A 24,599-nucleotide genomic window follows, 5' to 3' on the forward strand; every position below is an offset into this window, starting at 1 on the left:
AGCCGGTTTAGTCAACAAGAGGCATCCAGCGACGAATACGCCGCTCCAACCGTCCCGACAGGTAGTTCGACACCAGCGTCACCGCGTAATACAACGCCGCGGCCGTGAGGTAGAACAACAGATAGTGACGCGTCGAACCCGCCGCTTGCTTGGCGGTGTACAGCAACTCGTTGGTGCCGACCACGCTGATCAGGGCGCTGTCCTTGATCAGGTTGATCCACAGGTTGGCCATCCCCGCCATTGCGTAAGGGGCCATGATTGGCAACGTGACACGCCGGAACAGGCCAAAACCGTGCAAGCCGAAGGCCTTGCCTGCTTCGATCTGGCCATAGGGAATCGCCTGGATCGCCGCACGGAAAATCTCCGAGGCGTAGGCACCCTGCACCAGTCCCAGCACCACGATCGCCGCCAACGGGCCGCTGACATTGACCACCTCGTAACCCAGCGAGGTCATCAGCGAGTTGAGCAGCATCGAACCCATGTAGTACAGCAACAGAATCAGCAACAACTCCGGCACCGCGCGGAACAATGTGGTGTAACCGCGAGCCAGTGCTGCAATCGGTTTTGGCGCACCCAACTTGAGGCAGGCCACCAGCAAGCCGATCCCCAGCCCGAGCACGAATGCTCCGGCCGAGATCTGCAGGGTCATCCAGAGCCCCTTGAGCAGCGCCCCGCCCCACCCTTGCTCGCTGAAATTGATCAAATCGAACATTGCAGGCATTTCAGTCTCCCGTAACAACCGTGAACGCACCGCATAGCCTTTGTGGGAGCTGGCTTGCCAGCGAAGGCGGTACGTCAGGCACACCGCGTCGCGTCAATCGCCGGCAAGCCAGCTCCCACAGGGTTCTATATGCGCCCGGTTGGTCAGAACGTCGGCTTCACGCTTGTACCGAAGTAGCGCTGGGACAAGTCGTCATAGTCCTTGCTCGCCAGCAACTCCTGGATCGCCTTGTCGAGTTTGCTCTTGAGGTCGGTGTCGTCCTTGCGCAGACCGGCGCCCACGCCTTTGCCGAAGATCGGGTCGTATGGCACCGCGCCGAGGTAGGCCAGGTCTTTGGCATCCGGGGTCTTGACGAAAGCAGCCATGGCCGTGCCGTCGGCCATCATCAGGTCGATGCGGCCAGCGAGCAGGTCGGCGTTCACCGAGTCCTGGGTGTCGTAGTACTTCACATCGGCAATTTTTTCGTAGTAGGTCTTCAGGTAGCTCGCACTGACTGTCGAGTTCTGCACGCCGATGGTTTTTCCTTTGAGGTCATCCGGGTACTTTTTGACGACGGCGTCCTTCGGCCCCACCACCGCGACCACCGAGTCGTAATAGGCTTTGCTGAATGCGATCTGTTTTTCGCGCTCTTCGGTCACCGACATCGAGGAGAAAATCACGTCGATTTTCTTCGCCAACAACGATGGAATGATCCCGTCCCACGCCACTTCCTTGATCTCGCACTCGGCCTTCATTTCGCTGCACAGCTTGTGAATCAAGTCGACCTCAAAACCTTTCCATTCACCGTTGGCCTGTTTTTCGGTGTACGGCGGATAAGGTTCCGCGGCGACTGCAAAGCGAATGGGCTGTGCCTGAGCTGCGCTCATGCCGGCCAGCAATACGCAGGCGGCGCCAGTCAACCAGTGTGCAAAACGTCGATTTCCCATGGTGTTTTCCCGTCTTTTTATGTGGCGTTAGCGAGTTTGATGAGCGTTGACGAACTGCCGGCAACGCTCGCTGCGTGGGTGTACGAACACTTCGTCCGGCGAACCGGTTTCCTCGATCAGGCCTTGATGCAAGAAGGCGACTTTGGAAGAGACATCGCGTGCGAAGGCCATTTCATGGGTCACCAGGATCATGGTCCGGCCTTCTTCGGCGAGGGAGCGGATCACCCGCAGCACTTCCCCGACCAATTCCGGGTCGAGTGCCGAGGTAGGTTCATCGAACAGCATGACCTTGGGCCGCATGGCCAGGGCCCGGGCGATGGCCACCCGTTGTTGCTGTCCCCCGGAGAGGAACGCCGGGTACTCGTTGCGCTTGGCCGCCAGCCCCACGCGTTCGAGCAAGGCTTCGGCGCGTTCGGTGGCCTCCGCTTTGCTTTCGCGCAGGACTTGGGTCGGCGCTTCGATGAGGTTCTCCAGCACCGTACGATGGGGCCAGAGGTTGAAATTCTGGAACACCATGCCCAGGCTGGACCGAATGCGCACCAGTTGCCTGGCGTCGCAAATGAGCGGCGCGCCGGGGCGGGTGTGATTGAGGTGAATGCTTTCGCCGTCCACCAGAATGCGCCCCTGGTCCGGCACTTCAAGCATGTTGATGCAGCGCAACAAAGTGCTTTTGCCCGAACCGCTGGCGCCAATCAGTGAAATCACTTCCCCTTCACGGGCGGTCAGGGACACGCCTTTGAGCACTTCGATATTGCCGAAGCGCTTGTGCAGTTTCTCGACCTCGATCATGGTCCGCGCCGCGACGGGTTCGACCTTTGCCTCGGTCGCGACACACGTGATCACGGGTCGCGGCGCTTCGCCCTTCAATACCAGGACGAAATCCCGAATGCGCTGGCAAGCCTCGGCCAGCCGCTCTTCAGCCAAAGTGAAGGACAGGCGCACAAAGCCCTGGGCCGGTTCGCCGAAAGCCGCCGCGTCCAGCACCGATACCCTCGCCTCCCGCAACAGGCGCCAGGCAAATTCCAGCGAAGTCAGGCCAGTGCCACGCACGTCCACCAGCACGAACATGCCGGCATCGGGTTTGAGCACTGAAATGCCCGGGCAATCGGACAGCCCGTTCACCACCAGATCACGGCGGCGGCGATAGATGTCGCGCATGCCGTGGGTCACTTCAGCGTGGGCCTCGACAGCCTTGAGCGCGGCTTCCATGACGAACCCCGGCAAGCCGTAGAGCATGCTCAGGACCAGGGTTTCGGCATGCGCGATCAGAGCGGGGTCGGCAACGATCCAGCCGATCCGCCAACCAGTCATGGCGTGGGATTTCGACAGGCTGCCGATGACCACGCAACGCTCGGCCATGCCCGGCAGCGCTGCCAGGCTCAGGTGCTCGCGTTCGAAAGCCAGACTCTCGTAGACCTCATCGACGACCACCCACAGGTCATGGGCGATCGCCAGGTCTGCGATGGCTTGCAGCTCTTCGCGATTGAGCATCACGCCGGTGGGATTGTTGGGGTTGGACAGGAAAATCGCCCGGGTTCGTGGAGTAATGGCTTTTGCCAATACGGCAGCGTCGAGACGGAAATCATCCATCGCCGAGCACGGTACCCGCACCAGGGTGGCGCCAGAAGCCTTGAGCGTCGCTTCGTAGGTCACGTACATCGGATCGAGGGCAATCACTTCGTCCCCCGCACTGAGCAGGCACATCGAGGTGACGAACAAGGCGTTCTGCGCACCGGCCACGGTGATCACATTTGCCGCCTGCAACTGACGCCCGAACAGATTGCCGTAGCGCGCGGCGATGACTTCACGCAACGCCTGGCGGCCGGCGATTTCGGTGTAGTGGGTATCCCCTTCGCGCAACGCCTGGATGGCGGCATCGGTAATGAAATCGGGGGTTGGGAAATCCGGGTCGCCGACACTGAGAATGATCACATCCTCACCATTGCGGCGGGCTTCGAACGCCGCATTGTGAATATCCCAGGCAGCGACACCTTGACCTGAGATCCGCTCAACAAAAGGTGAAAACCGCATGCCAGTGCCTCGTTCAAATAGAAGAAACGCAAGCCCGCAACCAGCCGGGAAAGAAGGTGGAACGAACATAGACCAGGCTGAACACTCGTTCAACAGAAAAGTCGTGATGGTTCGCGTTCAGCGTAAACAGGTCGTTTTTGCGACAGTGGTGGCGTTTTTACGCCGCGTGACGTTGAAACACAGCGGCAGGCGCCCGGGCGTCTATGCTGCTGTGATGTTCTTGGTCGGAAAACGCGTAATGCATTCAGGTACCCTCCAGCTGCTGCTGTCTGCCGTGCTTGTCCTTGGCGGTTGCGTGCGGTTGGGGCCGGACTTTCAATCGCCCGGCGAAACGTGGATCGATCACTGGAACACCCCGGCCCTTGAGCACGCCAGCCAACGTGCAGTGAATCCGGACATCCGCCAGTGGTGGCAAGTGTTCGCCGACCCGGCGCTGGACCAGTTGATTGCCGAATCCGATGCGCACAACGCCAGCCTGAAGATCGCCGGGTTGCGCGTCATGGAAGCTCGCGCACAATTGGGCATCGCCCAAAGCGGTCTCTATCCGCAACTGCAGCAGGTCAGCGTTGACAGCCTTTACGTCAACCGGCGGCAGTCCGGCGGCAATAACCCGGTCGACAGCCATTTCTGGCAGCACAGCGCCGGCTTCGATGTGGGCTGGGAATTGGATTTCTGGGGCCGTTTCAGCCGCGCCATCGAGTCTTCCGATGCCAGTTACTTCGCTGCCGAAGCCAATTATGAAGATGCGCTGGTATTGCTCCGGGCTCAGGTTGCCGATACCTATTTTTCCCTGCGCACTACCGAAGCGCGTTTGCGTGTGGCTCGGGAAAACGCCCGCCAGCAACAGCGCAATTACGAGATCACGGAAAAACTGTTCATGAGTGGCCAGACGGCTGAACTCGACTTGCAACAAGCCAAGACCCAATACCTGGGCACCTTGAGCACAATCCCCGTTCTTGAGGATCAGATCGGTCGAATCCGCAACGCCCTGGCGGTGTTGATTGGTCGTCCACCCGGGGCGCTGCCGCTGATGGCCGAGAACACTGGGTTGATTCCGTTGGTGGACCGTGCGGTGCTGCAGGATGTCCCGGCCAATCTGCTGCTGCGTCGCCCCGATATACGCGCCGCAGAACTGAATGTCGCCGCCCAATCGGCACTGATCGGCGTAGCCGAAAGCGATTTCTACCCGTCGTTGACGTTGCTGGGCAGTATCGTCTGGTCCGCCGATACCTTGAGCGGGACATCCCGCAGCCTCGACCTGATTGGCGGCCCAAGCCTGCGTTGGAACGTGTTCGACTATGGCCGTATCAGCAACAACGTGCGCGTGCAGGATGCGCGGTTGCAGCAATTGATCGAGGCCTACCGCGACAAAGTCCGCCAGGCCGCGCGCGAGGCCGATGATGCAGCCAATGGACTGGTTCGCGCATTGCAGCGCGAACGCATTCTGCGTGAGGCCGAAGGCGCGGCCAAACGTTCATTGGAGCTGGCCAACGCGCTGTATCGCGAAGGCTATTCGGATTTCCAGCGCGTACTCGATGCACAGCGTGCACTGCTTGAACTCCAGGACAGTTACCTGCTCAGTCGTGGCGATGCCGTGAGCAACGTGATTGCCCTGTACAAGGCACTCGGCGGCGGTTGGTACAGCGCCCAAGCCAGAGTCGACTCCACGACGCGCAAGCAGATGGAGCAACGCACGGACTGGGGCGATTTGCTGACTGATCCCTCTGCCGACCTTCCCGTATCCCCTTTGCCCGACCAGGTGAAAAACCATGAGTGAAGCCGCGCCCGTGACGCCCGACGCGCCCTCCCCGCCGCCCGCCGAACCGGCTGCCGACCCGACTGGCAAAGGCATCAAGTGGGTTTTGTTGCTGATCGTCCTGAGCCTTGCGTGGTACCTGCTGGCAGACCGATTCACGCCCTATACGCAACAGGCAAGGGTCGGTGCGTTCGTGATTCCGGTGGCGGCGGAAGTCGCGGGGCGGGTAACCCGCGTCAATGTGCGCAACAACCAGGACGTCAAGGCCGGGGAAGTGATTTTCGAGATCGATCCGCAGCCGTATCAGATTGCCGTCGACCGTGCCCGCGCCGACCTCGAATCCACTCGCCGGCAGATCGGCGCCAGTACCGCCGGCATTGCTTCGGCCCAGGCGAGCTTGCGTGCGGCGCAAGCCAACGAGCTCAAGGCGCGCCAGGACAATCAGCGCTTGGAAGGGTTGTATCGAGAGGACCCGGGAACCATTTCCGTGCGTTTGCTGGAAGTTTCCCGCGCCAACCGCGAAGCGGCGGTCAGCCAGGTGGCCGCCGCCCGCGCCGAGGTCCAGCGCGCCCGTGAAACGGAGGGTGGCAGCGCGGAAGACAACGCCCTGCTGCGTAGCGCCGCGACGGCATTGTCAAAAGCTGAACTGGACCTTTCCAACACGCAGATCCGCGCCCGTTCGGCCGGTTTGATCACTGACCTGCGCACCGATGTCGGCCAATTCGCCGCGGCCGGCAACCCGGTCATGACCCTGATTGCCATCCACGATGTATGGATCAGCGCCGACATGACTGAAAACAACCTCGGTCTGGTCAAGCCTGAAACCCCGGTGTCGATTGTGCTCGATGCCCTGCCCGGCGAAGTGTTCGAGGGGCGCATACGCAGCATCGGTTACGGCGTCAGCGTTGGCCAACCCGCCGCGCCCGGCAGCCTGCCGACCGTGCAGAACAGCCGCGACTGGCTGCGTCCCGCGCAACGCTTCCCGGTGATCATCGAGTTTTCCCCTGACGCCCTGGCGAAGCTGCGTGACAACCGCGGCATCCGCGCTGGCGGCCAGGCGGAAGTCATGGCTTTTCCCTCTGAAGATAATCTGCTGAACCCGCTGGGTCGGGTGTTCCTGCGGCTGATGAGTTGGCTGTCGTATGTTTACTAGCGCACAGCGCACGCCCAGGGCTCAGCGTGCATTGCGCCTGGCCACTGGCACGTCGGTATGCCTGGCCGCCAGTTTTGGCCTGGCACTGCCGATCCCTTTTTTAGCCCCGGTGCTCTGTGCACTGCTGCTCGCTTCCGCCAATCGGCCGCTACCGTTCAAGACAGCAGTGGTATTGGCGCTGGCTGCAATGCTGACCACCGGTACCGGCCTGTTGTTGATCCCGGTACTGCGTTACTACCCCAACACCGGGGTGCTGTTGATCGGCCTGTGCCTGTTCCTGGTTTTTCGCTTCGGCTTGCGGGGCGGCAATAACCTGATCGTCACGTTTCTGGTGATTGGCCTGACCCTGATTTCCTCGGCGGGTGTTGCCGATTTTGGCCTGGCAGTCATGGTCATCACGGCCATGGTCTCGGGACTGCTTCTGGCAGTGATCGTCGGCATGTTCAGTCACTGGCTGTTCCCCGAACCGGTCAACGCACCGGCTCAGCCCCCTTCCCCAGCCCTCCCGACGAGCGAAGTGGACCGAATCGCCTTGCGCGCCACCTTGATCGTGGTTCCGGCATTCCTGCTCGCTTTGATTGATCCGGCAAGTTACCTGCCCATCGTCCTCAAGGCGGTCAACCTGGGGCAACAGAGTTCGACGACCTCGGCGCGAAACGCCGCACGCGAGCTGATCGGATCGACCCTGCTCGGGGGGCTGTTGGCCGTGATGTTCTGGTGGGCGCTCAGCCTGTTCGCCCACTTGTGGATGTTCTTCTTGTGGATGCTGTTGTTCGCCCTGATCGTCACGCGCAAGCTCTACGGATTGAAATCGGGCCGCTTTAGCCCGGGATTCTGGCTCAACAGCCTGCTGACCCTGATCATCCTGCTGGGCCAATCTGTTCAGGACAGTGCAGAAGGCAAGGACGTACAGACCGCATTTGCCGTGCGCATGGCGCTGTTCATCGGCGTAACGCTGTATGCGTGCTTGATGGTTCATTTACTTGAACAGCGGCAAAAACCAACCCGAGCGGATGCCGCCACTGCTCCATAGCAACCGGCGATTCTCAGGGATTGACTTGATAACCCTTGCCTTGCAGGCAACTGGTATAAGCCGTCGCCGTGTTCGCGGTGTTGGTCTTCTCCTGCGCGCGTCGCTCCTGACGCTGGCGCGAGCCACCGACCACGGCACCGGCCGCTGCGGTTTCCTTGGCGCGGTTCTGGCGGTAATCCTGTTTGGTGTCGTCATCGACGCGATCATAAAACTCGTCGTGCTGCCGCCCGCGCACCTGCGCGCCCGCAGCCCCGGCAGCCGCACCGGCCACGGCGCCCTTGACCCGACCTCCGGAGGGCGTCGATGAGGTCGACGCCGTCTGGCTGGCGGCAATGTTGTTGCACTCGGTGATATCCATTTGAGTCTGCTGCGAACTCTGGCCTTTCAACGGCGTAACGGTTTGCGCCCATCCCTGGACACTGAAAAAACACAAGGCAACGCACAGGCCGATAGGTGACAAGCGTTTCATGTTGACCTCCGACAGGAGCCGGGCTGGGTGAAGTAGAAACAGTGTAGTTCACCCCCCGGCCCGCTCCTGCCCCGGACGTTGAACGGTCAGCGAGGCATCGACGGATTCAGTTGCTCGTCAACGGATAGAGCCGTTCGTCAAACTGCGCCAGTTTCGGAAACACCAGCGGCTGCTCATCACTCAAATGCTGCAACCTCTGCCCGTAATCAGCCAGAAACTGCTGGCGAGCCTCTTCGCTGATATACGGCACATGCCATGCCACGAACGGCTGCAGCACATCGAAACCCACATAAGCCAGGGTGCCGCGCAGGATCGGCCGCAACATGTCCTCCAGCGGTCCGTGAATGGCGCCATCACCGAACATGTGTTCACGCCCGCCAAGCGTCACCGCCACCAGCGCTTTCTTGCCTGCCAAACCACCCTGATCGTAAAAACGTTTGCCGCCATAACAGATCCCCGACACCAGCACCCGGTCGATCCAGCCTTTGAGCATGGCCGGGGCGGAGAACCAGAAGATCGGGAAGTTGAGGATCAGCAGGTCGGCCCACAGCAGTTTGTCCAGCTCGGCCTGGATATCCGGCGCCAAAGATTGGCTCTTCACGCCCAGGCGTTGTTCCAGGGCGTAGACCAGGTATTGCGGGTTTTCCCGCGACGAGAAGTCAGCGTCGCTGGCCACCGGGTTCCAGTTCATTTTGTACAGGTCGCTGACCTGCACATCATGGCCCTGGGCTTCGAGGGTGGCCAGCGCTTGATCACGCAGGGCGGCGGTGAAGGATTTCGGCTCCGGGTGAGCGTGGACGATCAATACTTTCATGGTGGTTCCTTAGACTTTTTCCAGCGTAGGGTTTGAATTCGTGGTGCGGCTCGCCAGCAAACGGTCGAGCCAGTCCGGGTCCATTTGCGGTTCGGAAGAAAACAGCAGTCCGGTGTAGTCCTCGTGCGGCGGCGTGAAGATCTGGCTGCGCGTGCCTTGGTCGACCACCCTGCCCCGCTGCATCACCAGCACGTGATCGGCAATCGCCCGCACGGTGGCGACGTCATGGGTGATGAACAGGTAGGCGACGCCGAGTTGTTGCTGAATGCGGTTGAGCAGCTTGAGCACACCTTCGGCCACCAATTGATCGAGGGCCGAGGTCACTTCATCGCAGATGATCAATTGCGGATCGGCCGCCAATGCCCTGGCAATGCAGATCCGTTGCTTCTGCCCTCCGGACAACTCCCGGGGCTGGCGCTCCATGAAGGTCGCCGGGTCCAGTTCGATCATTTCCAGCAACTCGGCGACCCGTGCGCGCATCGCTTTGCCTTTGAGCCCCAGATAAAACGTCAGCGGCCGCCCGATGATGTCGACGATGCGCTGACGCGGGTTCAGTGCGGTGTCCGGGATCTGATAGATCATCTGGATGCGCCGCAGTTGCTCTTTGCTGCGCTGGCGAAAGTCCGCCGGCAGTGGCTGGCCGTCATACAGCACCTCGCCATAGGTGGGCGGCAGCAAACCGGTAATCAACCGAGCCGTAGAGCTTTTGCCACTGCCCGATTCGCCGATCACCGCCAGGGTCTGGCCGCGATACAGCCGCAACGAAACGTCATGCAGCACCGGCTGATTCCCGTAGCTGGCGCAACTCTTACGCAGTTCAAGCAGCGGCTGTTCCTGCTGTGCACACGCCTTGGGGTCAGTGCGGAAACTGCGCACCGCCCACAACGATTTGGTGTAGTCCTCCTGCGGGTCGCCGAGCATCTTGCGGGTCACGGCCTCTTCCACCCGTTTGCCGTGACGCAGCACCATGATCCGGTCGGCCATTTGCGCGACCACCGCAAGATCGTGGCTGATGTAGATCGCCGCGCTGCCGTAGGTCTTCACCGCATCGCGTATCGCCGCGAGCACTTCGATCTGTGTGGTGACGTCCAGCGCGGTGGTCGGTTCGTCGAAGATGATCAGGTCCGGGTGGCAAGCCATGGCCATGGCGGTCATCACGCGTTGCAACTGCCCACCAGACACTTGATGCGGATAGCGCTGGCCGATGGTTTCCGGACTGGGCAGGCGCAGCACGCGATACAGCTCAACGGCTTCGGCCATGGCCTGATCGCGGCTCATACCCCCGTTTGTCACGGCGGTTTCAACGTGCTGGTCGATCAGCCGATGGGCGGGGTTGAACGAGGCCGCCGCACTCTGCGCCACATAAGCGATGCGCAAACCGCGCAGCTTGCGCAGTGCTTCGGGGTTGGCCTTGAGCAAGTCGATGCCGTCGAAATGCACCGAGCCCCCGGTGATCCGGCAGCCGTCACGGGTGTAGCCCATGGCCGCCAGCCCGAGGGTCGACTTCCCCGCGCCGGACTCACCGATCAGTCCCAGGACCTCGCCGCGTTGCAGTGTCAGGTCGATGCCCTTGATCAGTGGATGCCACGCATCTTCGTAGTGACCTTCGATGTGCAGGTCGCGGATTTCCAGCAATGGTTTGGACGTCGTCATGTTCAGCACTCCTTTAGGCCGCTGGACTTGTGCAGCATCCAGTCGACGACGAAGTTGACGCTGACCGTGATCAACGCCACGGCCAGGGCGGGCAGCAGCGGGCTGATGTCGCCGAAGGTGATCAGCACGGCGTTGTCGCGCACCATGCTGCCCCAGTCGGCGGTGGGCGGTTGAATGCCCAGGCCGAGGAACGACAAGGCACTGATGAACAGGAACACGAAACAGAAGCGCAGGCCGAACTCGGCAATCAGTGGCGCTGCGGCATTGGGTAGCACTTCACGGGTCACCAGCCAGTACAGGCCTTCCCCCCGCAAGCGTGCGGCTTCGACGAAGTCTTGCACCACCACGTTCATCGCCACCGCCCGTGACAGGCGAAACACCCGGGTCGCATCCAGCAGGGCAATCACCAGCACCAGCGAGGTCGCCGTGGTGCCGACCACGCTGAGGATAAGCAACGCGAAGATCAATTGCGGAATCGCCATCAGGATATCCACGACCCGCGACAAACCCTGATCGATCCAGCCACCCTTGATCGCTGCAACCAACCCGCACGAACCACCAAGCAAGAACGCCAGCAGCGTGGTCAGGAAGGCAATGCCCAGGGTGTTGCGGGCGCCGTAGACCAGACGGCTGAACATGTCACGCCCCAGGTTATCGGTGCCCAACAGGAACTGCCCGCCCCAGGGTGCGAAGCCCTCGCCCACGACCTGGGTTTCACCGAACGGTGCAAGCAGCGGCGCGAACAACGCCACGAGGATGTACAGCACAATCACCAGCAGCCCGAATTTCGCGCTCAGCGGCGCCCGGATCAATTGTTTGAACAGGTTCATGAACTACCCCTTCGGATGCATCAGGCGTGGATTGCTGGCGATCGACAGCACATCGGCGCTGGTGTTGAGCAGGATGTACGTCGCGGCAAAGATCAGGCTGCAGGCCTGTACCACCGGAATGTCGCGCTTGGCCACCGAGTCCACCAATAACTGACCGAGCCCCGGATAGACAAACACCACCTCGACCACCACCACACCGACCACCAGGTACGCCAGGTTCAACGCGACGACGTTGACGATCGGCGCCAGGGCGTTGGGCAAGGCATGGCAAAAGATGATCCGCGATTGGCTGATGCCCTTGAGCCGGGCCATTTCGATGTAGGGGCTGGCCAGCAAATTGATCAGGGATGCGCGGGTCATGCGCATCATCTGCGCGATCACCACCAGGCTCAGGGTTGCCACTGGCAGCACCGAACGTTCCAGCACTGTGCCGAGGGAGGCGTCTGGCGACAGGTTGGAGATGCTCGGGAACCAGTTGAGCTTGACCGCGAACAGCAGAATCAGGATGTAGGCGACGAAGAACTCGGGGAACGACACAGCGCTCAACGCCGAGGTATTGAGCAAGCGATCAAACCAGCTATTGCGATACAACGCCGCGAGCATGCCCAGCAGCAACGCCAGTGGCACCGATACCAGCGCCGCCAGCAATGCGAGGCTGAAGGTGTTGCCCAGGCGCGAACCGACCAGGTCAGCGATGGGTCGCTGGTTGGCCAGTGACACGCCGAGATCGCCCTGCAGCAATTGCCAGATCCAATGCCCGAAACGGGTCAGCGGCGGCAGGTCTAGGCCCAATTGCGCGCGGTAAGCCGCCACGGTTTCCGGAGTGGCGGACTGGCCGAGCATGGCTTGGGCGATGTCACCCGGGAGCAGGCCGACAGCCAGGAAGATGATCACCGATACGGCGAACAGCGAAAGCAGGCCTAATGCGAGACGCTGTCCCAATAGCTTGAAAATACTTCTCATCATGCAGTTCCTTAAGACGGATTGCAGGCCTTGAATGATCGTTCCAACGCTTCGCGTGGGAATGCAGCCCGTGACGCTCCGCGTCTTTGGACGCAAAGCGTCCCTAGAGGCATTCCCACGCGGAGCATGGGAACGATCTCCCGTTGATCTCCACAAGTTTCAAGATGATCGTTCCCACGCTTCGCGTGGGAATGCAGCCCGTGACGCTCCGCGTCACTGGACGCAGAGCGTCCCTAGAGACATTCCCACGCGGAGCATGGGAACGATCAGCCGTTGATCTCCACAGGTTTCAAGATCCGGTTTTATGCCTGCCACCACCGCTCGATCACCCGCAAGCCATCCAGTTCGCCATACGGCGCTGTCTGCCCGCCGTGCGCGACGCGGTTGGATCGCGCTGCCACGGAACTGGCAAACAACGGCACAATCGCCCCGCCCTCATCGCGGCACAGGCCCTGCATTTCGTTGTACATCTCGCGGCGCAGCGGTTCGTTCATCTCGCCACGGGCGGCATTCAGCAGTTGATTGAATCGCGGGTTGTCCCAGTGGGTTTCGTTCCACGCTGCGCCTTTGGCGTAACCGATGCTGAACATGCGGTCGGCGGTCAGGCTGCTGTACCAGAACGAGGTGGTAAACGGCTGCTTCATCCACACGTTGGTGAAAAAGCCGTCGGCCGGTTCACGCACCACATCGATGTCGATCCCGGCTGCACGGGCCTGCTCCTTGAACAACACGGATGCGTCGACAGCGCCGGTATACGCCGCGTCGGAGGCTTGCAGGCGCACCTTGAGCGTATCCAGGCCGGCCTTTTTCAGGTAGAAGCGCGACTTCTCCGGATCGTAGGTGCGCTGCTCCAGTGCGGTGTTGATGAAGCGGCTACCGGGCTGGATCGGATGGTCGTTGCCGACCAGGCCGTAGCCGTACAGCACCGAGGCCAACAAGGTTTCGCGGTTGATCGCATGCTTCATTGCCAAGCGCACGTCATTGTTCTGAAACACCTGGCTGTCGGTGAGCATCGGGAAGGTGTAGTGCTGCGCGCCTTTGGTTTCCTCGATCACCAGGTTCGGGTTGCGCTTGAGCAATGCCACGGTTTTCAAGTCGACCTTGTTGATCACGTCGACTTGCCCGGTGACCAGTGCGTTGATTCGCGCCGCGCCATCGCCGATTGCAATCAGCTCGGCGCCGGCGAAGTGTGCCCGCCCTGCCTTCCAGTAATCCGGGCTGCGTTCCAGGGTCATGCGCACACCCGGTTCGAAATCCTTGAGTCGATAACCGCCGGTACCGACACCAGCCTGCCAGTCCGGCACACCGTCCTTGCTCGGCATGATCACCAGATGGTAATCGGCAACCACGTAGGTGAAATCGGCGTTGCCTGATTTGAGTTCGAACACCACGCTGTCGCTGCCGTTGGCGCTGACCTTGGCCACATCGCCCAGCACGGTTTTGGCCGCCGAGCTGGATTTTTCCCCGAGGTGATGCTGGATCGAGGCGACCACATCGTCGGCGGTCAGGGTCTTGCCGTTGTGGAAGGTCACGCCCTGGCGCAATTTGAACGTCCAGACCCGTGCGTCCTGGCTCGAGGTCCAGCTTTCGGCCAGTTCGGGGATCGCCGTGCCGTCGACGGCAATCTCGGTCAGGGTGTTATAGATCGCCGAGAACCCGACGAAGGTGAAGGTATCGACCCAGGAGCCGGGGTCTTTTGAATCGGTGGTGCTGCCACCGGCCAGGCCCAGGCGCAATACACCACCGGGTTTCGGCGTTGCCTGCGCCGCCATGGCGCCAAATGGCAGGCCCATGGTGAACGCCCCGGCCACGGCAGCCGCCGCGGCGCTGTACCTCAAGAAGTCGCGACGCGGGAAGCTGAATTCATGGTTCGCTTGAGTAATCTTGTTTTTGTTATCGCTCATTGGATTGCCCCTGATCAAAAGCTAACGGAATACCCATTCAAAACAACGCAAAACACCGGACCAAGGCCCGGTGCGTACAACGTTTGAATCGCCAACGGTCACACCTGGATCGCCTTCACTTCGACAAATTCGTTCAGTCCTTCTTCCCCCCACTCCCGACCATTGCCCGATTGTTTGTAACCGCCGAATGGCGCCTGATAGTTGAACGCCGCGCCGTTGAGGAAGCATTGGCCCGCACGCATTTGCCGCCCCAGATGCAAGGCACGCTCGGCGCTGCCGGCCCACACGCCACTGGACAGGCCGAACGGCGAGTCGTTGGCGATCTGGATGGCTTGCGCTTCATCGGCATAGGGAATCAGGCACAGAACCGGGCCGAAGATTTCTTCCTGGGCGATGCGCATGCGGTTGTCGACATCGGCGAACAGCGTCGGGCTGACGTAGAAACCCCGTTCAAATGCTGACGGCGTATCACCACCGCACAACAGCCGCGCACCTTCCTGTTGCCCGACCTTGATGTAATCGAGCACGGTGCGACGTTGCCCCGCCGAACACATCGGCCCGAGAAAACTGTACGGGTCGAGCGGATCGCCCATTTTCAGGCTCAGGGTTTCGGCCAGCGCAAGCTCCAGCGCTTCGGCGTAGCGACTGGCTGGCAGCAGCATGCGGGTCAGAGCCGTGCAGGTTTGACCGGAGTTGATCATCACGTCCTGCACGCCATAACGAACCGCTGCGGCCAGGTCGGCGTCTTCGGCGATCAACAGCGGCGACTTGCCACCCAACTCCAGACACACCCGTTTCACCGAAGGCGCTGCCGCCTGTGCCACACGAACGCCTGCGCCGGTGGAACCGGTGAACGACACCATGTCGACATCCGGGTGCTTGGCCAGTGCTTCACCAACCTTCGAACCTGGCCCGCTGACCAGATTGAACACCCCGGCCGGCAGGCCAATGGCTTCGATCATTTGCGCCAGCAGAAACGCGTGCAGCGGCGTTTCCTGGCTCGGCTTGACCACCACCGTGCAGCCAGCAGCCAGTGCCGGGGCCAGCTTGCCGATCAGTTGATGCAGCGGGTAATTCCATGGATTGATAAAGGCGCAGACACCGACCGCCTCGCGAATCACCAGCGAGTTGCCGACTTCGCGCACTTCGTCCATCAAGTGCGTCAGCTCGATGTATTGCTCAAGGCCGATGATCGGCCCGTCCACTTGCACCGAGCGGCACCATTGCACCGGCATGCCCAATTCGGCGGTGATGACCGCGGCCATTTCATCGGCGCGGTTGCGCAGTTGTTCGGCCAAGGCACGGAGGTATCCGGCGCGAACGCTGGCAGGTGTGCGCGACCATGACGCGAAGGCTTTGCGCGCCGCGGCCACAGCGTTGTCGACGTCGCGCTCATCGCCCAACGGCACGCTGCCGGCGACTTCCTCGGTGGCCGGGTTGATGACCTCGGCCACGCCTTGCCCCGAAGGTGTTTGCCAGCGGCCATCGATAAACAATGTCTTGTGGTTATGCATCAACCTGGGCCTCCATCAGTTCCTGGGCACAACGGGCGATGCGCTGACAGGCATCGCGCAACGGTTCGGCGCCGACCACCAGGCCGAGACGAATATGCCCGGCCGCGCTCGGGCCGAAAGCTTCACCGGCCAGCACCGAAACGCCGTGGCGATCCAGCAAGCGATCGGCAAATGCCTGGGCACTGAGCCCGGTTTCGCGGATATCCACCATCACGAACATTCCGCCATCGGGCTTCAACGCCCGTACGCCGGGGCATCTGCCGAGGATGTCGCACACCAGGTCGCGGCGCTGGCGATAGGCCTCGCGCATGGCGTGCAGCTCCGGCAAGTCACTGTCGAGCGCGATCACCGCGGCGTCTTGAATAAAGTCCGGCGAACCGTAGAGCATGCACAGCGCCAGGTTTTCCAGGTGCGCGGCCAGTGACGGTGGCGCCACCACCCAGCCGACGCGCCAGCCGGTCATGGCGTGGGATTTCGACAGGCTGTTGAGGGTCGCGGTGCGCTCGGCCATGCCCGGCAGGCTCGCCGGGCTGACGTGCTCGCCTTCGAACAGCAGTTCGCTGTAGACCTCATCGGAAATCAGCCACAGGTCATGGCCGATGCACAGCTCGGCCAGCGCTTGCCAGGTGTTGCGCGGCAAGCTTGCGCCCGACGGATTGTGCGGGCTGTTGAGCGCCAACGCACGGGTACGCGGGGTGATGCGTGCGGCAACGTCTTCGGGCAACACGCGAAAGCCGTTCTCCGAACGCACGGGTACGGGCACTACCACGGCGCCACAGGCACCGAACACCGCTTCGTAAGTGACGTACATCGGTTCGGCGACGATCACTTCATCGCCTGGGTTCAGTACGCATTGGGCAACGGCGAACAGCGCACACTGCGCACCGGCCAGCACCGTGACCTGATCGGCAGAAACGCGTTGCCCGCTACGTTGCTGATGGCGCCTGGCGATGGCTTCACGCAGGGCACGCTTGCCGCGCACCTCGGCGTAGTGAGTGTTGCCGTTGAGCAAACTGTCGATGGCGCCCTGCACGATGGGCTGCGGCGTGTCGAAATCCGGGTCGCCCACGGACAGCAGCAGGATGTCTTCACCCTGCTCGCGCAGTGCCAAAGCGCGGTAATGAATATCCCAGGCGGCAGCGCCGTCCCCGGCGATACGTTGAGTCAGATCGGAAAAGCGCATGGCTTCATATCCTTCAAATACAGATCAATGGGCGCAGGCATGCTTGAGTTCGATCAGGGTCACGCCGTTGCGCTTGAAGCCGTGGCGCAGGTCGGTTTGCAGCTCCGCCAGGCTTTGCGGCTGGGTCACGGTGCAACCGAATGCACGTGCGAGCGCGGCGAAGTCCGGGTTGCGCGGCAGCACGCCAATCGGCTCGATATCGAGGCCGAGCATGTCGTCGCGGATCTGCCCCAATGCGTCGTTGTTCCACAGCAACACCACCAGTGGGCTGTCCAGTTCCTCGACAGCGGTGGCCATTTCCTGGGCGGTGTAGAGGAAACCGCCATCGCCCACCAGCACCAGACCGGGGCGCTGCGGTGCGCCAAACTTGGCGCCAATGCCGGCCGGCAGGCCGTAACCCAACGTCCCGTAACCGGTCGGGTGCAACCAGCTGCGAACGGCGAGACTGTCGAAGGCGTAGTTGCCGGTGTAGGCCAGTTGGGTCATGTCGGTGCTGACGAACGCGGTTTCCGGCAGCTCTGCAGCAATGCGCGCCAGAATCGATTGGTGAATCTGTTGCAGCGGACCATGGCTGGCCTTGACCGCTTCGCGTAGCGCGGCAACCGAGGCAATCGCTGCGCTGGCGTCACGTACGCTCGATGGCAGGCGCTCGAGCAAACCGCTGAGGGTTTGTTGCGCATCGCCATGCAAAGCCACCGCGCACGGGTAGAAGTCGTTGAACTTGCGCGGGTCGATGTCCACGCGCAGCAGTTGAGCGTTGAGCGGCAGGCGTTCGCGCCAGAAATCGGTGTCGGCCATTTCGGTGCCGACCGCCAGCACCACGTCGGCTTCGGCAATCAGCTTCCAGCCGGGTTCTACGCACAGGGACGAACCGGCGTTCAACGCTGCGTTCGGTGGCAACAGGCCTTTGCCGGCGACGCTGGTGAACAACGGCGCCGCCAGTCGTGTGCTGATCTCCAGCAGTTGATCGGCAGCATTCAAGGCACCGCCACCGGCGATGATCATCGGCCGTTTTGCGCCGTTGAGCCTGGCTGCTGCGTCATCAAGGGCGGTGGCACAAGCCGGGCCGCGGGTCGGACGCCGCACCACGTCATTGCTCCAGTCGCGGGTAATCGGCGCCGACAACACGTCCAGCGGCACCGAAATGTGTACCGGACGCGGGCGCTCGCTGTCGAACACCGCGTAGGCGCGGGCGATCAGTTCCGGCAGGTCTTCGGCGGACAGTGCCACGGCGGAGAACGCAGTGATTGGCGCGGTCATCGCCCGTTGGTCCTGGCATTCGTGCAGGCTGCCCCACCCCTTGCCGAGACTGGCGCTGTGGTTGACGCTGGAAATCACCAGCATCGGAATCGAGTCGGCGTAAGCCTGGCCGATGCCGGTGGCGGCGTTGGTCACGCCCGGGCCGGTGATGACGAAGCACACGCCGGGCTTGCCGCTGACCCGGGCATAACCGTCGGCCATGAAACTGGCGCCCTGTTCGTGACGGGTCAAGACGTGGCGAATGCCGCTGCCCGGCAGGCCGCGATACAGTTCCAGGGTGTGAACGCCGGGAATGCCGAATACGGTATCGACGCCGTAATTGGCCAGCAGACGCACCAGCGCCTGGCCACCGGTCAAGGTTTTGCTTTGCATGTTCATGTCCTCACTCGTGGCCGAGGCGAATCAACGCATCGACTGCGGTCGTGCCATCGGCGCCGACCAACAATGGGTTCACATCGAGTTCCAGCAACTGCGAGGCGTTTTCGCAGGCGTAATCGGCGACCGCGCGAATCGCTGCCACCAACGCCTCCAGATCCGCCGCTTCACGGCCACGGAAACCTTGCAGCAACGGTGCGCTGCGCAGGCTGAGCACAGCATGGCGGATGGCGCCGTCGGTGGTTGGCAGCAACAGGCTGCGACTGTCCTTGAGCAATTCCACCAGGATGCCGCCCGCGCCAATCACCAGCGCCAGGCCAAAGTCGTTTTCGCGCTTGATGCCGACAATCAACTCGGCCAACGGCGGTTTGGCCATGGGCTCCAGCAGCAGTTGATCGAACGGTACGCCCGGTGCATACGCGGTAATGTTCGAACGCATTTTTTCCAGGGCCGCGCTTAATGCGACGCCATCCTTGAGGTTCAGCGCCACGGCGCCGGCTTCAGTCTTGTGCGGCAACTGTGCGCTGACGGCTTTGAGTACCAGCGGATAGCCCAATGCTTCGGCGTCTTTCAACGCATTGGCCGGTGAGCTGAGAACACCGTTGGGTGTCGGCAGGCCGAAGACTCTTAACGCTTGTTTGGAATCCCATTCATTGAGCAATTCGCCTTCGCCTGTCAGCGCTTGCGGGCACAGCGGCACCAACGCCGATTCACCCAGCTCCAGCAAAGCCCGGCGATTGCGCTGGTAACCGGCAATGCGCCCCCACGCCGCGAGGCCATCCTCGACACCCTGCAACGCCGCAACGCCCTGGGCATGCAGATGTTCACGGGCATGGGCCGGGAGTAATTCGGGGAACGCCGAAGTGACGAAACCGGTCTTGCCGTGCCGTACCAGCGCCTTGCAGAACAGGTCCAGCAGCAGGTCGCATTCCTTGCGCTCGCCAGTGAACTCGGCCGGATAATCGAGCACCAGCATCGCGGCATCGGCTTCAGTACGCAGGGCGCTGTCGAGCATGCGGTTCAAGGCTTCGCCGTCGCCCCAGATCGCCGTGGTGAAATCCAGCGGATTCACCAGGTTGGCGTAACTCGGCAGCACTTGGGCCAGTTCACCGACCTGGCCGTCATCGAGCTTTGGCAAGCCCAGATCGTTGCGTTCGGCGTAGTCGGCAATCAGCCCCGCATCACCGCCGGAGCACGCCAGCGCGATCACGCTGTTTCCCGCCGGCAAGTTGCCGCAGGCCGCGGCTTTCAGGGTTTCGACGAAACTCACCGGGCCACTGACGCGAATAACCCCAAGGCGATCGAACAGCGCGTCATACAGCGCATCGGAGCCGGACAGCGAACTGGTGTGACTCAGGGCCAGTTCGGCGCCGATCTGCGACACGCCGGTTTTCAAAGAGATGATCGGGATGCCCTTCTCCAGCGCCTTGTGCGCGGCGCGGGCGAAACCCGGGACGTTTTTCAGGCCTTCGAGGTGCAGGCCGATAGCAGTGACCCGCGGCTCGTCGAGTAACACGTCCATCAACTCAGCGACGCCCAGTTGCGCCTGATTGCCAACCGAAGCCATGTAGGCCACTGGCAGCGAGCGGTCGCTCATCGACAGGTTGTAAGCGAAGTTGCCGCTTTGAGTCAGCACCGCCACGCCCTTCTCCACCGCTTTGCCGCCGTGGGCCACCGGCCAGAGCGCGCAGCTGTGCAGATAGTCGAGCAGGCCGTAGCAGTTGGGGCCGAGCAAGGCCATGTCACCGGCGGCTTCGAGCAGTTGTTGTTGCAGCGCCTGGCCTTCGGCACCGGTTTCGGCAAAACCCGAGGCATAGCAAATCGCGCCGCCCGCACCGATGGCGGCGAGTTCAGCGATACAGGTCAGGGTCAAGTCGCGGTTGGTGGCGATGAATACCGCGTCAGGGCCGCAGGGCAAGTCAGCAATACTGCGTACGCAGGGCACGCCTTCAAGGCTGTCGTTCTGCGGATTGACCAGCCACATCTGCCCTTGGTAGCCACCTTCGGCGCAGCGCTTGAGGGCACGCGCCATACTGCGCCCGCCCACGAACGCCACATGCTGTGGCGCGAGCATGCGTTTGAGGTTGTCACGAATGGTTTGCGACATGGAAATTCTCCGGGCGGATCAGCGCAACAGTGGCCGCAGCAGTTCGCGGGAAATGATGTGGCGCTGGATTTCCGAAGTGCCTTCCCAGATCCGCTCAATCCGCGCGTTGCGCCAAATGCGCTCCACCGGACTTTCGTCCATCAGGCCCATGCCGCCGAAAATCTGCACCGCCTCATCGGCCGCGCGCCCCAGCACCTCGCTGGCGAACAGCTTGGCCATGCCGGCCTCGCCATCGGTCATGGTGCCCTGGTCCATTTTCCACGCGGTGTGCAGGGTCAGCAGTTCGGCAGCGCGAATCTGCGTGGCCATGTCGGCCAACTTGAACGACACGCCCTGATAGGTGCCGATCGGCTGGCCGAATTGCTTGCGATCCGCCGCCCATTGCAACGAAACATCGAGTGCGCGCTGGGCCTGGCCGACACAGTTGGCCGCCACCATTACCCGCCCGGCAGTCAGCCAGGCGTTGGCCACTTCCCATCCCTTGCCGACTTCGCCCAGCACTTTGCTGGCAGGAACGCGGCAATCGTCGAAGAACATTTCGAAAGTGTGGTAACCACGGTTACTCACACATTTCGGTCCACGGCGAATGGTCATGCCCGGTGTGTTGCGGTCGACCAGGAACGAGGTCACGGCGTTACGCTTTTTACCGTTGTGTTCGTAGGTGTCGGTCACGGCGAACACGATGGCGAAATCGGCATGCCCGGCATGGCTGATGAAGTGTTTGCTGCCATTGAGGATGAAGTCATCGCCCTCGCGCACGGCGCGGGTCTTGATCGCATTGGCGTCGGAGCCGGCACCCGGCTCAGTGAGGGCGAAGCAATCGATTTTCTCGCCCTGGATGCACGGCAGCAGGTAATCGTTGATCTGCTCGCCGGTGCAAGCCATGAGGATTTTCGACGGTCGCGCAACGAACACATGCAGCGCCCAGGAGACTTTCGACAGTTCCCGCTCGATCAGCGCCTGGGACAGGTAATCAAGACCACCACCGCCGACCTCTTCCGGCATGTTGAAAGCGTAGAAACCGGCCGCAATCGCCTTGCCGCGAATCTGTGCCGCCAGTTCCGGCGAAACTTCGTCGGCACGGTCGACTTCGGTCTCATAGGGCAGCAGCTCCTTCTCGACGAAGCTGCGTACCGAGTCCACCAACATTTCTTGTTCTTGGGTCAGTTGGAAATTCATGCTGCTACCTGTTGTTCGTGTGCTGATAAAGGGGTGCGAGGCTTAGCGGCCGATGAAGCGTGGCGGACGTTTTTCCATGGCGGCGCGCAAGGCTTCGCCACCGTCTTCGCTGCGACCGCAGAGCAGTCCGGCGGCGAGTTCGGCTTGCAGTTGTTCGGGCAGGCTGCGCTCGGCACCTTCACGGATGAGTTTTTTGGTCTGGGCGAAAGCGAATGTCGGCCCGGCGGCCAGCCGCGCGGCCAGCTCGCTGGCAACGGTCAGCAGTTGATCGTCGGCGCAGACTTCGCCGACCAGCCCGGCTGCAAGAGCACGGTCAGCGCCCCACAATTCGTCTAGGAACAGCAGGCGTTTGGCTTGTTCGCTGCCAATCAGGCGTGGCAAATGCCAACTGGCGCCGGCATCCGGCGAGTAGGCCATGCTGGTGTAGCCGGCCTTGAACCGCGCGGACTGCCCGGCAATGCGCAAATCGCAGCACAGGGTCAAATCCATCCCGGCGCCGACGGCAGTGCCGTTAATGGCGGCAATCGTCGGTTTTTCCAGGCTGTGCAGACGCGTCATCAAGGCGTGGGCGGTTTCGGTCCAGCCGTAGGTTTCCAATGCGCCGCGGGCTTCGGCGTCGGCCCACTCATCGAGGTCGGCGCCAGCACAGAAACTGCGACCGCTGCCAGTCAACACCACCACGCGCACCGCTGGATCGGTGTTGAAGCGATCGAGCAACGCCTGCAGGTTTTTCAGGGTCGGGATGTCCAGCGCGTTGCGCTGTGCGCTGCGATTGAGCGTGATCCAGGCAACGCCTGCTTCGACCTGGCTGAGCAGCGAATCATGAGTAGTCATGCGAATCCTCGAATTATTTTGATGAGTCTGAGGTGATGCGACTTGAAGCCATACTAAACGAGTGTTCAGCAAGGCGGCAATTGTTGGTGGAATGAGCTGTAACAAGCTCTATGAATCTCTAAAGCATTGGTTTTGTTGAATTTTTTCTGATGGCGCGAGCGCAAGCCGGTGGCGCTGTTACAACTTCGAACAACTCGCTACGGCCTCCCCAAAACCAATGTGGGAGCAAGCCTGCTGGCGATAGCGTCATCACATTCAACATCTCTGTTGACTGATGCTCCGCTATCGCCAGCAGGCTGGCTCCCACAGGGGATGTACGGATTGAAGGGATTACACCGTGGGCAAGCTCGGCGCCAACACGCCCTGGCGCTTGCGGTGAATCAGGAAGTACGCGCCGTAGCACAGCGCAATGAAACCAAAGCCCCAGTACAGCGATGGCCGTTGGGTTTCATCCAATGCGAGGAACACGAACAGCGAGCAGCACAGCGTGATGCACATCAGTGGCAGTACCGGGAACCACGGTGCGCGATATTTCAGATCGCTGAGTTTGCCGCCTTCGCGCAGGTAGGCCTTGCGGAATTTGTATTGCGCCAGCGCGATGACAATCCAGGTCACAGTGCCCGACATCCCGCTCACTGCCATCAACACCATGAACAAAGTGTCGGCCGCGATGAAGCTGGTCATCAGCGACACCAACGCGAAACACAAGGTGATACTCAAGGCGCGCAGCGGCACCCCGCGTTTGCTCAGTGGCGACAGGCTCTTGGGCGCCATGCCGGTTTTCGACATCGCCCACAGGATGCGCGTCGAGGCATACAGGCCAGAGTTGCCCACCGACAGGATCGCGGTGAGGATCACGAAGTTCATCAGGTCGGCGGCGTAAGGAATGCCGACCATGTCGAACACCTGCACGAATGGGCTTTCCATCAGCCCCGCTTGCTGCCACGGCACGATGGCGGACAGCACGATGATCGCCAGCACATAGAAAATCAGCACGCGGAACACCACGTTGCGCACCGCACGCGGGATGCTTTTTTCCGGCTGATCGGTTTCGCCGGCGGCCACGCCCATGATTTCGCAACCCTGGAAGGCGTAGACCACGGTCATCATCACCGCGAACACTGCCGACAAGCCGTTAGGGAACAACGAATCGCCAATCAGGTTGCTCGCCATCGGCGCCGGAGCACCGCTGCTCAGCGGCATCACCCCGAAGATCACCAGCACGCCAACCACGATAAAACCGAGAATCGCCGCCACCTTGATCCCCGAAAACCAATACTCGGCTTCACCGAACGCCCGGGTCGCCAGCGCGTTGATACCGAACAGCACCACCACGAACAGCGCCGACCAGTACCAGATCGGCACATCCGGAAACCAGCGTGTCATCAACATCCCGGCGGCCGTGAATTCAAGGCCGACGGTGGTCGCCCAGCTCATCCAGTACACCCAACCGATCATGAACCCGGTCGCCGGGCCGATGTATTTGGTGGCGTGGGTCTGGAACGATCCCGATACCGGCATCTGCACCGACAGTTCCCCCAGGCAGACCATCACCAGGTACATCAGGAAACCGGCCACCAGATACGCCAGTATCGCCCCAACCGGGCCACCCTGATTGATGGTCACGCCGGAGCCCATGAACAGCCCGGTGCCGATCACCCCGCCCAGGGACAGCATGAAGATGTGCCGGCTTTTCAGGGCGCGGGTCAGGTGAATGCCTTTGCGATCAGTATTTTCGTTCATGTCAGCACCCCAAGTCGGTGAGGTGCGCAGTGCATGACAGGACGTCAGGGCACGGGGAGAAATCAGCTTTACGGCCATTCATTATTATTATCTCCAATAAGCTTCGAAGACCGCGCTGCGGCGGTTGTGTCGATTATTGGAAAGCCATGTA

19 protein-coding genes are annotated in these 24,599 nt (G+C 61.6%); 3 read left to right on the plus strand and 16 right to left on the minus strand.

All coding sequences use genetic code 11. The features are described from left to right. Positions 1-7: 7 nt before the first annotated feature. The 3 genes from D8V06_RS22345 to D8V06_RS31045 all read right to left on the minus strand — a co-directional run bounded on the left by D8V06_RS22345 (position 8) and on the right by D8V06_RS31045 (position 3,678). Positions 8-721 carry an ABC transporter permease subunit gene (locus tag D8V06_RS22345; RefSeq protein WP_056855322.1) on the minus strand — a complete coding sequence of 238 codons (714 nt, stop codon included), beginning with the start codon at positions 719-721 and terminating at the stop codon, positions 8-10. A 143-nt stretch (positions 722-864) separates the two neighbouring features. Continuing rightward, positions 865-1,647, minus strand: a complete 783-nt coding sequence (locus tag D8V06_RS22350) for a transporter substrate-binding domain-containing protein (RefSeq protein ID WP_130931825.1) — start codon at positions 1,645-1,647, stop codon at positions 865-867. Between the two features lie 27 nt (positions 1,648-1,674). Next, positions 1,675-3,678, minus strand: coding sequence for an aminotransferase class I/II-fold pyridoxal phosphate-dependent enzyme (locus D8V06_RS31045; RefSeq protein ID WP_130904832.1), 2,004 nt, complete (start codon positions 3,676-3,678; stop codon positions 1,675-1,677). A gap of 238 nt (positions 3,679-3,916) precedes the next feature. Here D8V06_RS31045 and D8V06_RS22360 point away from each other — a divergent pair, with 238 nt between their 5' ends. From D8V06_RS22360 to D8V06_RS22370, 3 genes are read left to right on the plus strand one after another with little or no spacing between them, the layout of a single operon-like run. Continuing rightward, positions 3,917-5,455 carry a TolC family protein gene (locus D8V06_RS22360; RefSeq protein WP_130931826.1) on the plus strand — a complete coding sequence of 513 codons (1,539 nt, stop codon included), beginning with the start codon at positions 3,917-3,919 and terminating at the stop codon, positions 5,453-5,455. Then, positions 5,448-6,587 carry an HlyD family secretion protein gene (locus D8V06_RS22365; RefSeq protein ID WP_056855319.1) on the plus strand — a complete coding sequence of 380 codons (1,140 nt, stop codon included), beginning with the start codon at positions 5,448-5,450 and terminating at the stop codon, positions 6,585-6,587. The genes D8V06_RS22360 and D8V06_RS22365 overlap by 8 nt, the downstream gene beginning before the upstream one ends. Further along, complete coding sequence (locus tag D8V06_RS22370) at positions 6,577-7,620, plus strand: DUF2955 domain-containing protein (protein ID WP_130931827.1); 1,044 nt, start codon at positions 6,577-6,579, stop codon at positions 7,618-7,620. Before D8V06_RS22365 ends, D8V06_RS22370 begins: the two co-directional genes overlap by 11 nt. Positions 7,621-7,633: 13 nt before the next feature. Here D8V06_RS22370 and D8V06_RS22375 read toward each other — a convergent pair whose 3' ends face one another. The 13 genes from D8V06_RS22375 to D8V06_RS22435 all read right to left on the minus strand — a co-directional run bounded on the left by D8V06_RS22375 (position 7,634) and on the right by D8V06_RS22435 (position 24,448). Then, positions 7,634-8,089 carry a YMGG-like glycine zipper-containing protein gene (locus tag D8V06_RS22375; RefSeq protein WP_056855317.1) on the minus strand — a complete coding sequence of 152 codons (456 nt, stop codon included), beginning with the start codon at positions 8,087-8,089 and terminating at the stop codon, positions 7,634-7,636. Positions 8,090-8,195: 106 nt separating this feature from the next. Further along, complete coding sequence (locus D8V06_RS22380) at positions 8,196-8,903, minus strand: NAD(P)H-dependent oxidoreductase (protein WP_130931828.1); 708 nt, start codon at positions 8,901-8,903, stop codon at positions 8,196-8,198. Positions 8,904-8,912: 9 nt separating this feature from the next. Next, positions 8,913-10,556, minus strand: a complete 1,644-nt coding sequence (locus D8V06_RS22385) for an ABC transporter ATP-binding protein (RefSeq protein WP_130931829.1) — start codon at positions 10,554-10,556, stop codon at positions 8,913-8,915. 2 nt (positions 10,557-10,558) lie between these two features. Next, on the minus strand, positions 10,559-11,386 hold the full coding sequence (locus tag D8V06_RS22390) for an ABC transporter permease (RefSeq protein ID WP_056855313.1): 828 nt from the start codon (positions 11,384-11,386) through the stop codon (positions 10,559-10,561). A gap of 3 nt (positions 11,387-11,389) precedes the next feature. Next, positions 11,390-12,349 carry an ABC transporter permease gene (locus D8V06_RS22395; RefSeq protein WP_130931845.1) on the minus strand — a complete coding sequence of 320 codons (960 nt, stop codon included), beginning with the start codon at positions 12,347-12,349 and terminating at the stop codon, positions 11,390-11,392. Between the two features lie 302 nt (positions 12,350-12,651). After that, complete coding sequence (locus D8V06_RS22400) at positions 12,652-14,253, minus strand: ABC transporter substrate-binding protein (protein ID WP_130931830.1); 1,602 nt, start codon at positions 14,251-14,253, stop codon at positions 12,652-12,654. A 98-nt stretch (positions 14,254-14,351) separates the two neighbouring features. Then, positions 14,352-15,767 carry an aldehyde dehydrogenase family protein gene (locus D8V06_RS22405; protein WP_130907529.1) on the minus strand — a complete coding sequence of 472 codons (1,416 nt, stop codon included), beginning with the start codon at positions 15,765-15,767 and terminating at the stop codon, positions 14,352-14,354. Then, complete coding sequence (locus D8V06_RS22410; protein WP_130931831.1) at positions 15,760-16,950, minus strand: aminotransferase class I/II-fold pyridoxal phosphate-dependent enzyme; 1,191 nt, start codon at positions 16,948-16,950, stop codon at positions 15,760-15,762. The genes D8V06_RS22405 and D8V06_RS22410 overlap by 8 nt, the downstream gene beginning before the upstream one ends. 24 nt (positions 16,951-16,974) lie before the next feature. Further along, positions 16,975-18,582 carry a 5-guanidino-2-oxopentanoate decarboxylase gene (locus D8V06_RS22415; RefSeq protein ID WP_130931846.1) on the minus strand — a complete coding sequence of 536 codons (1,608 nt, stop codon included), beginning with the start codon at positions 18,580-18,582 and terminating at the stop codon, positions 16,975-16,977. A gap of 10 nt (positions 18,583-18,592) precedes the next feature. Next, positions 18,593-20,692, minus strand: a complete 2,100-nt coding sequence (locus D8V06_RS22420) for an acetate--CoA ligase family protein (protein WP_130931832.1) — start codon at positions 20,690-20,692, stop codon at positions 18,593-18,595. An 18-nt stretch (positions 20,693-20,710) separates the two neighbouring features. Continuing rightward, on the minus strand, positions 20,711-21,871 hold the full coding sequence (locus D8V06_RS22425) for an acyl-CoA dehydrogenase family protein (protein WP_130931833.1): 1,161 nt from the start codon (positions 21,869-21,871) through the stop codon (positions 20,711-20,713). Between the two features lie 42 nt (positions 21,872-21,913). Continuing rightward, complete coding sequence (locus D8V06_RS22430; RefSeq protein ID WP_130931834.1) at positions 21,914-22,705, minus strand: enoyl-CoA hydratase-related protein; 792 nt, start codon at positions 22,703-22,705, stop codon at positions 21,914-21,916. Between the two features lie 330 nt (positions 22,706-23,035). Next, the gene (locus tag D8V06_RS22435) at positions 23,036-24,448 is read right to left on the minus strand and encodes an amino acid permease (protein WP_130904822.1); all 1,413 of its coding nucleotides are present in this window, start codon (positions 24,446-24,448) and stop codon (positions 23,036-23,038) included. Positions 24,449-24,599: the final 151 nt, after the last annotated feature.

Origin of the sequence: Pseudomonas sp. Sample_24, assembly GCF_004307605.1 — a bacterium.
Lineage (GTDB): Bacteria > Pseudomonadota > Gammaproteobacteria > Pseudomonadales > Pseudomonadaceae > Aquipseudomonas.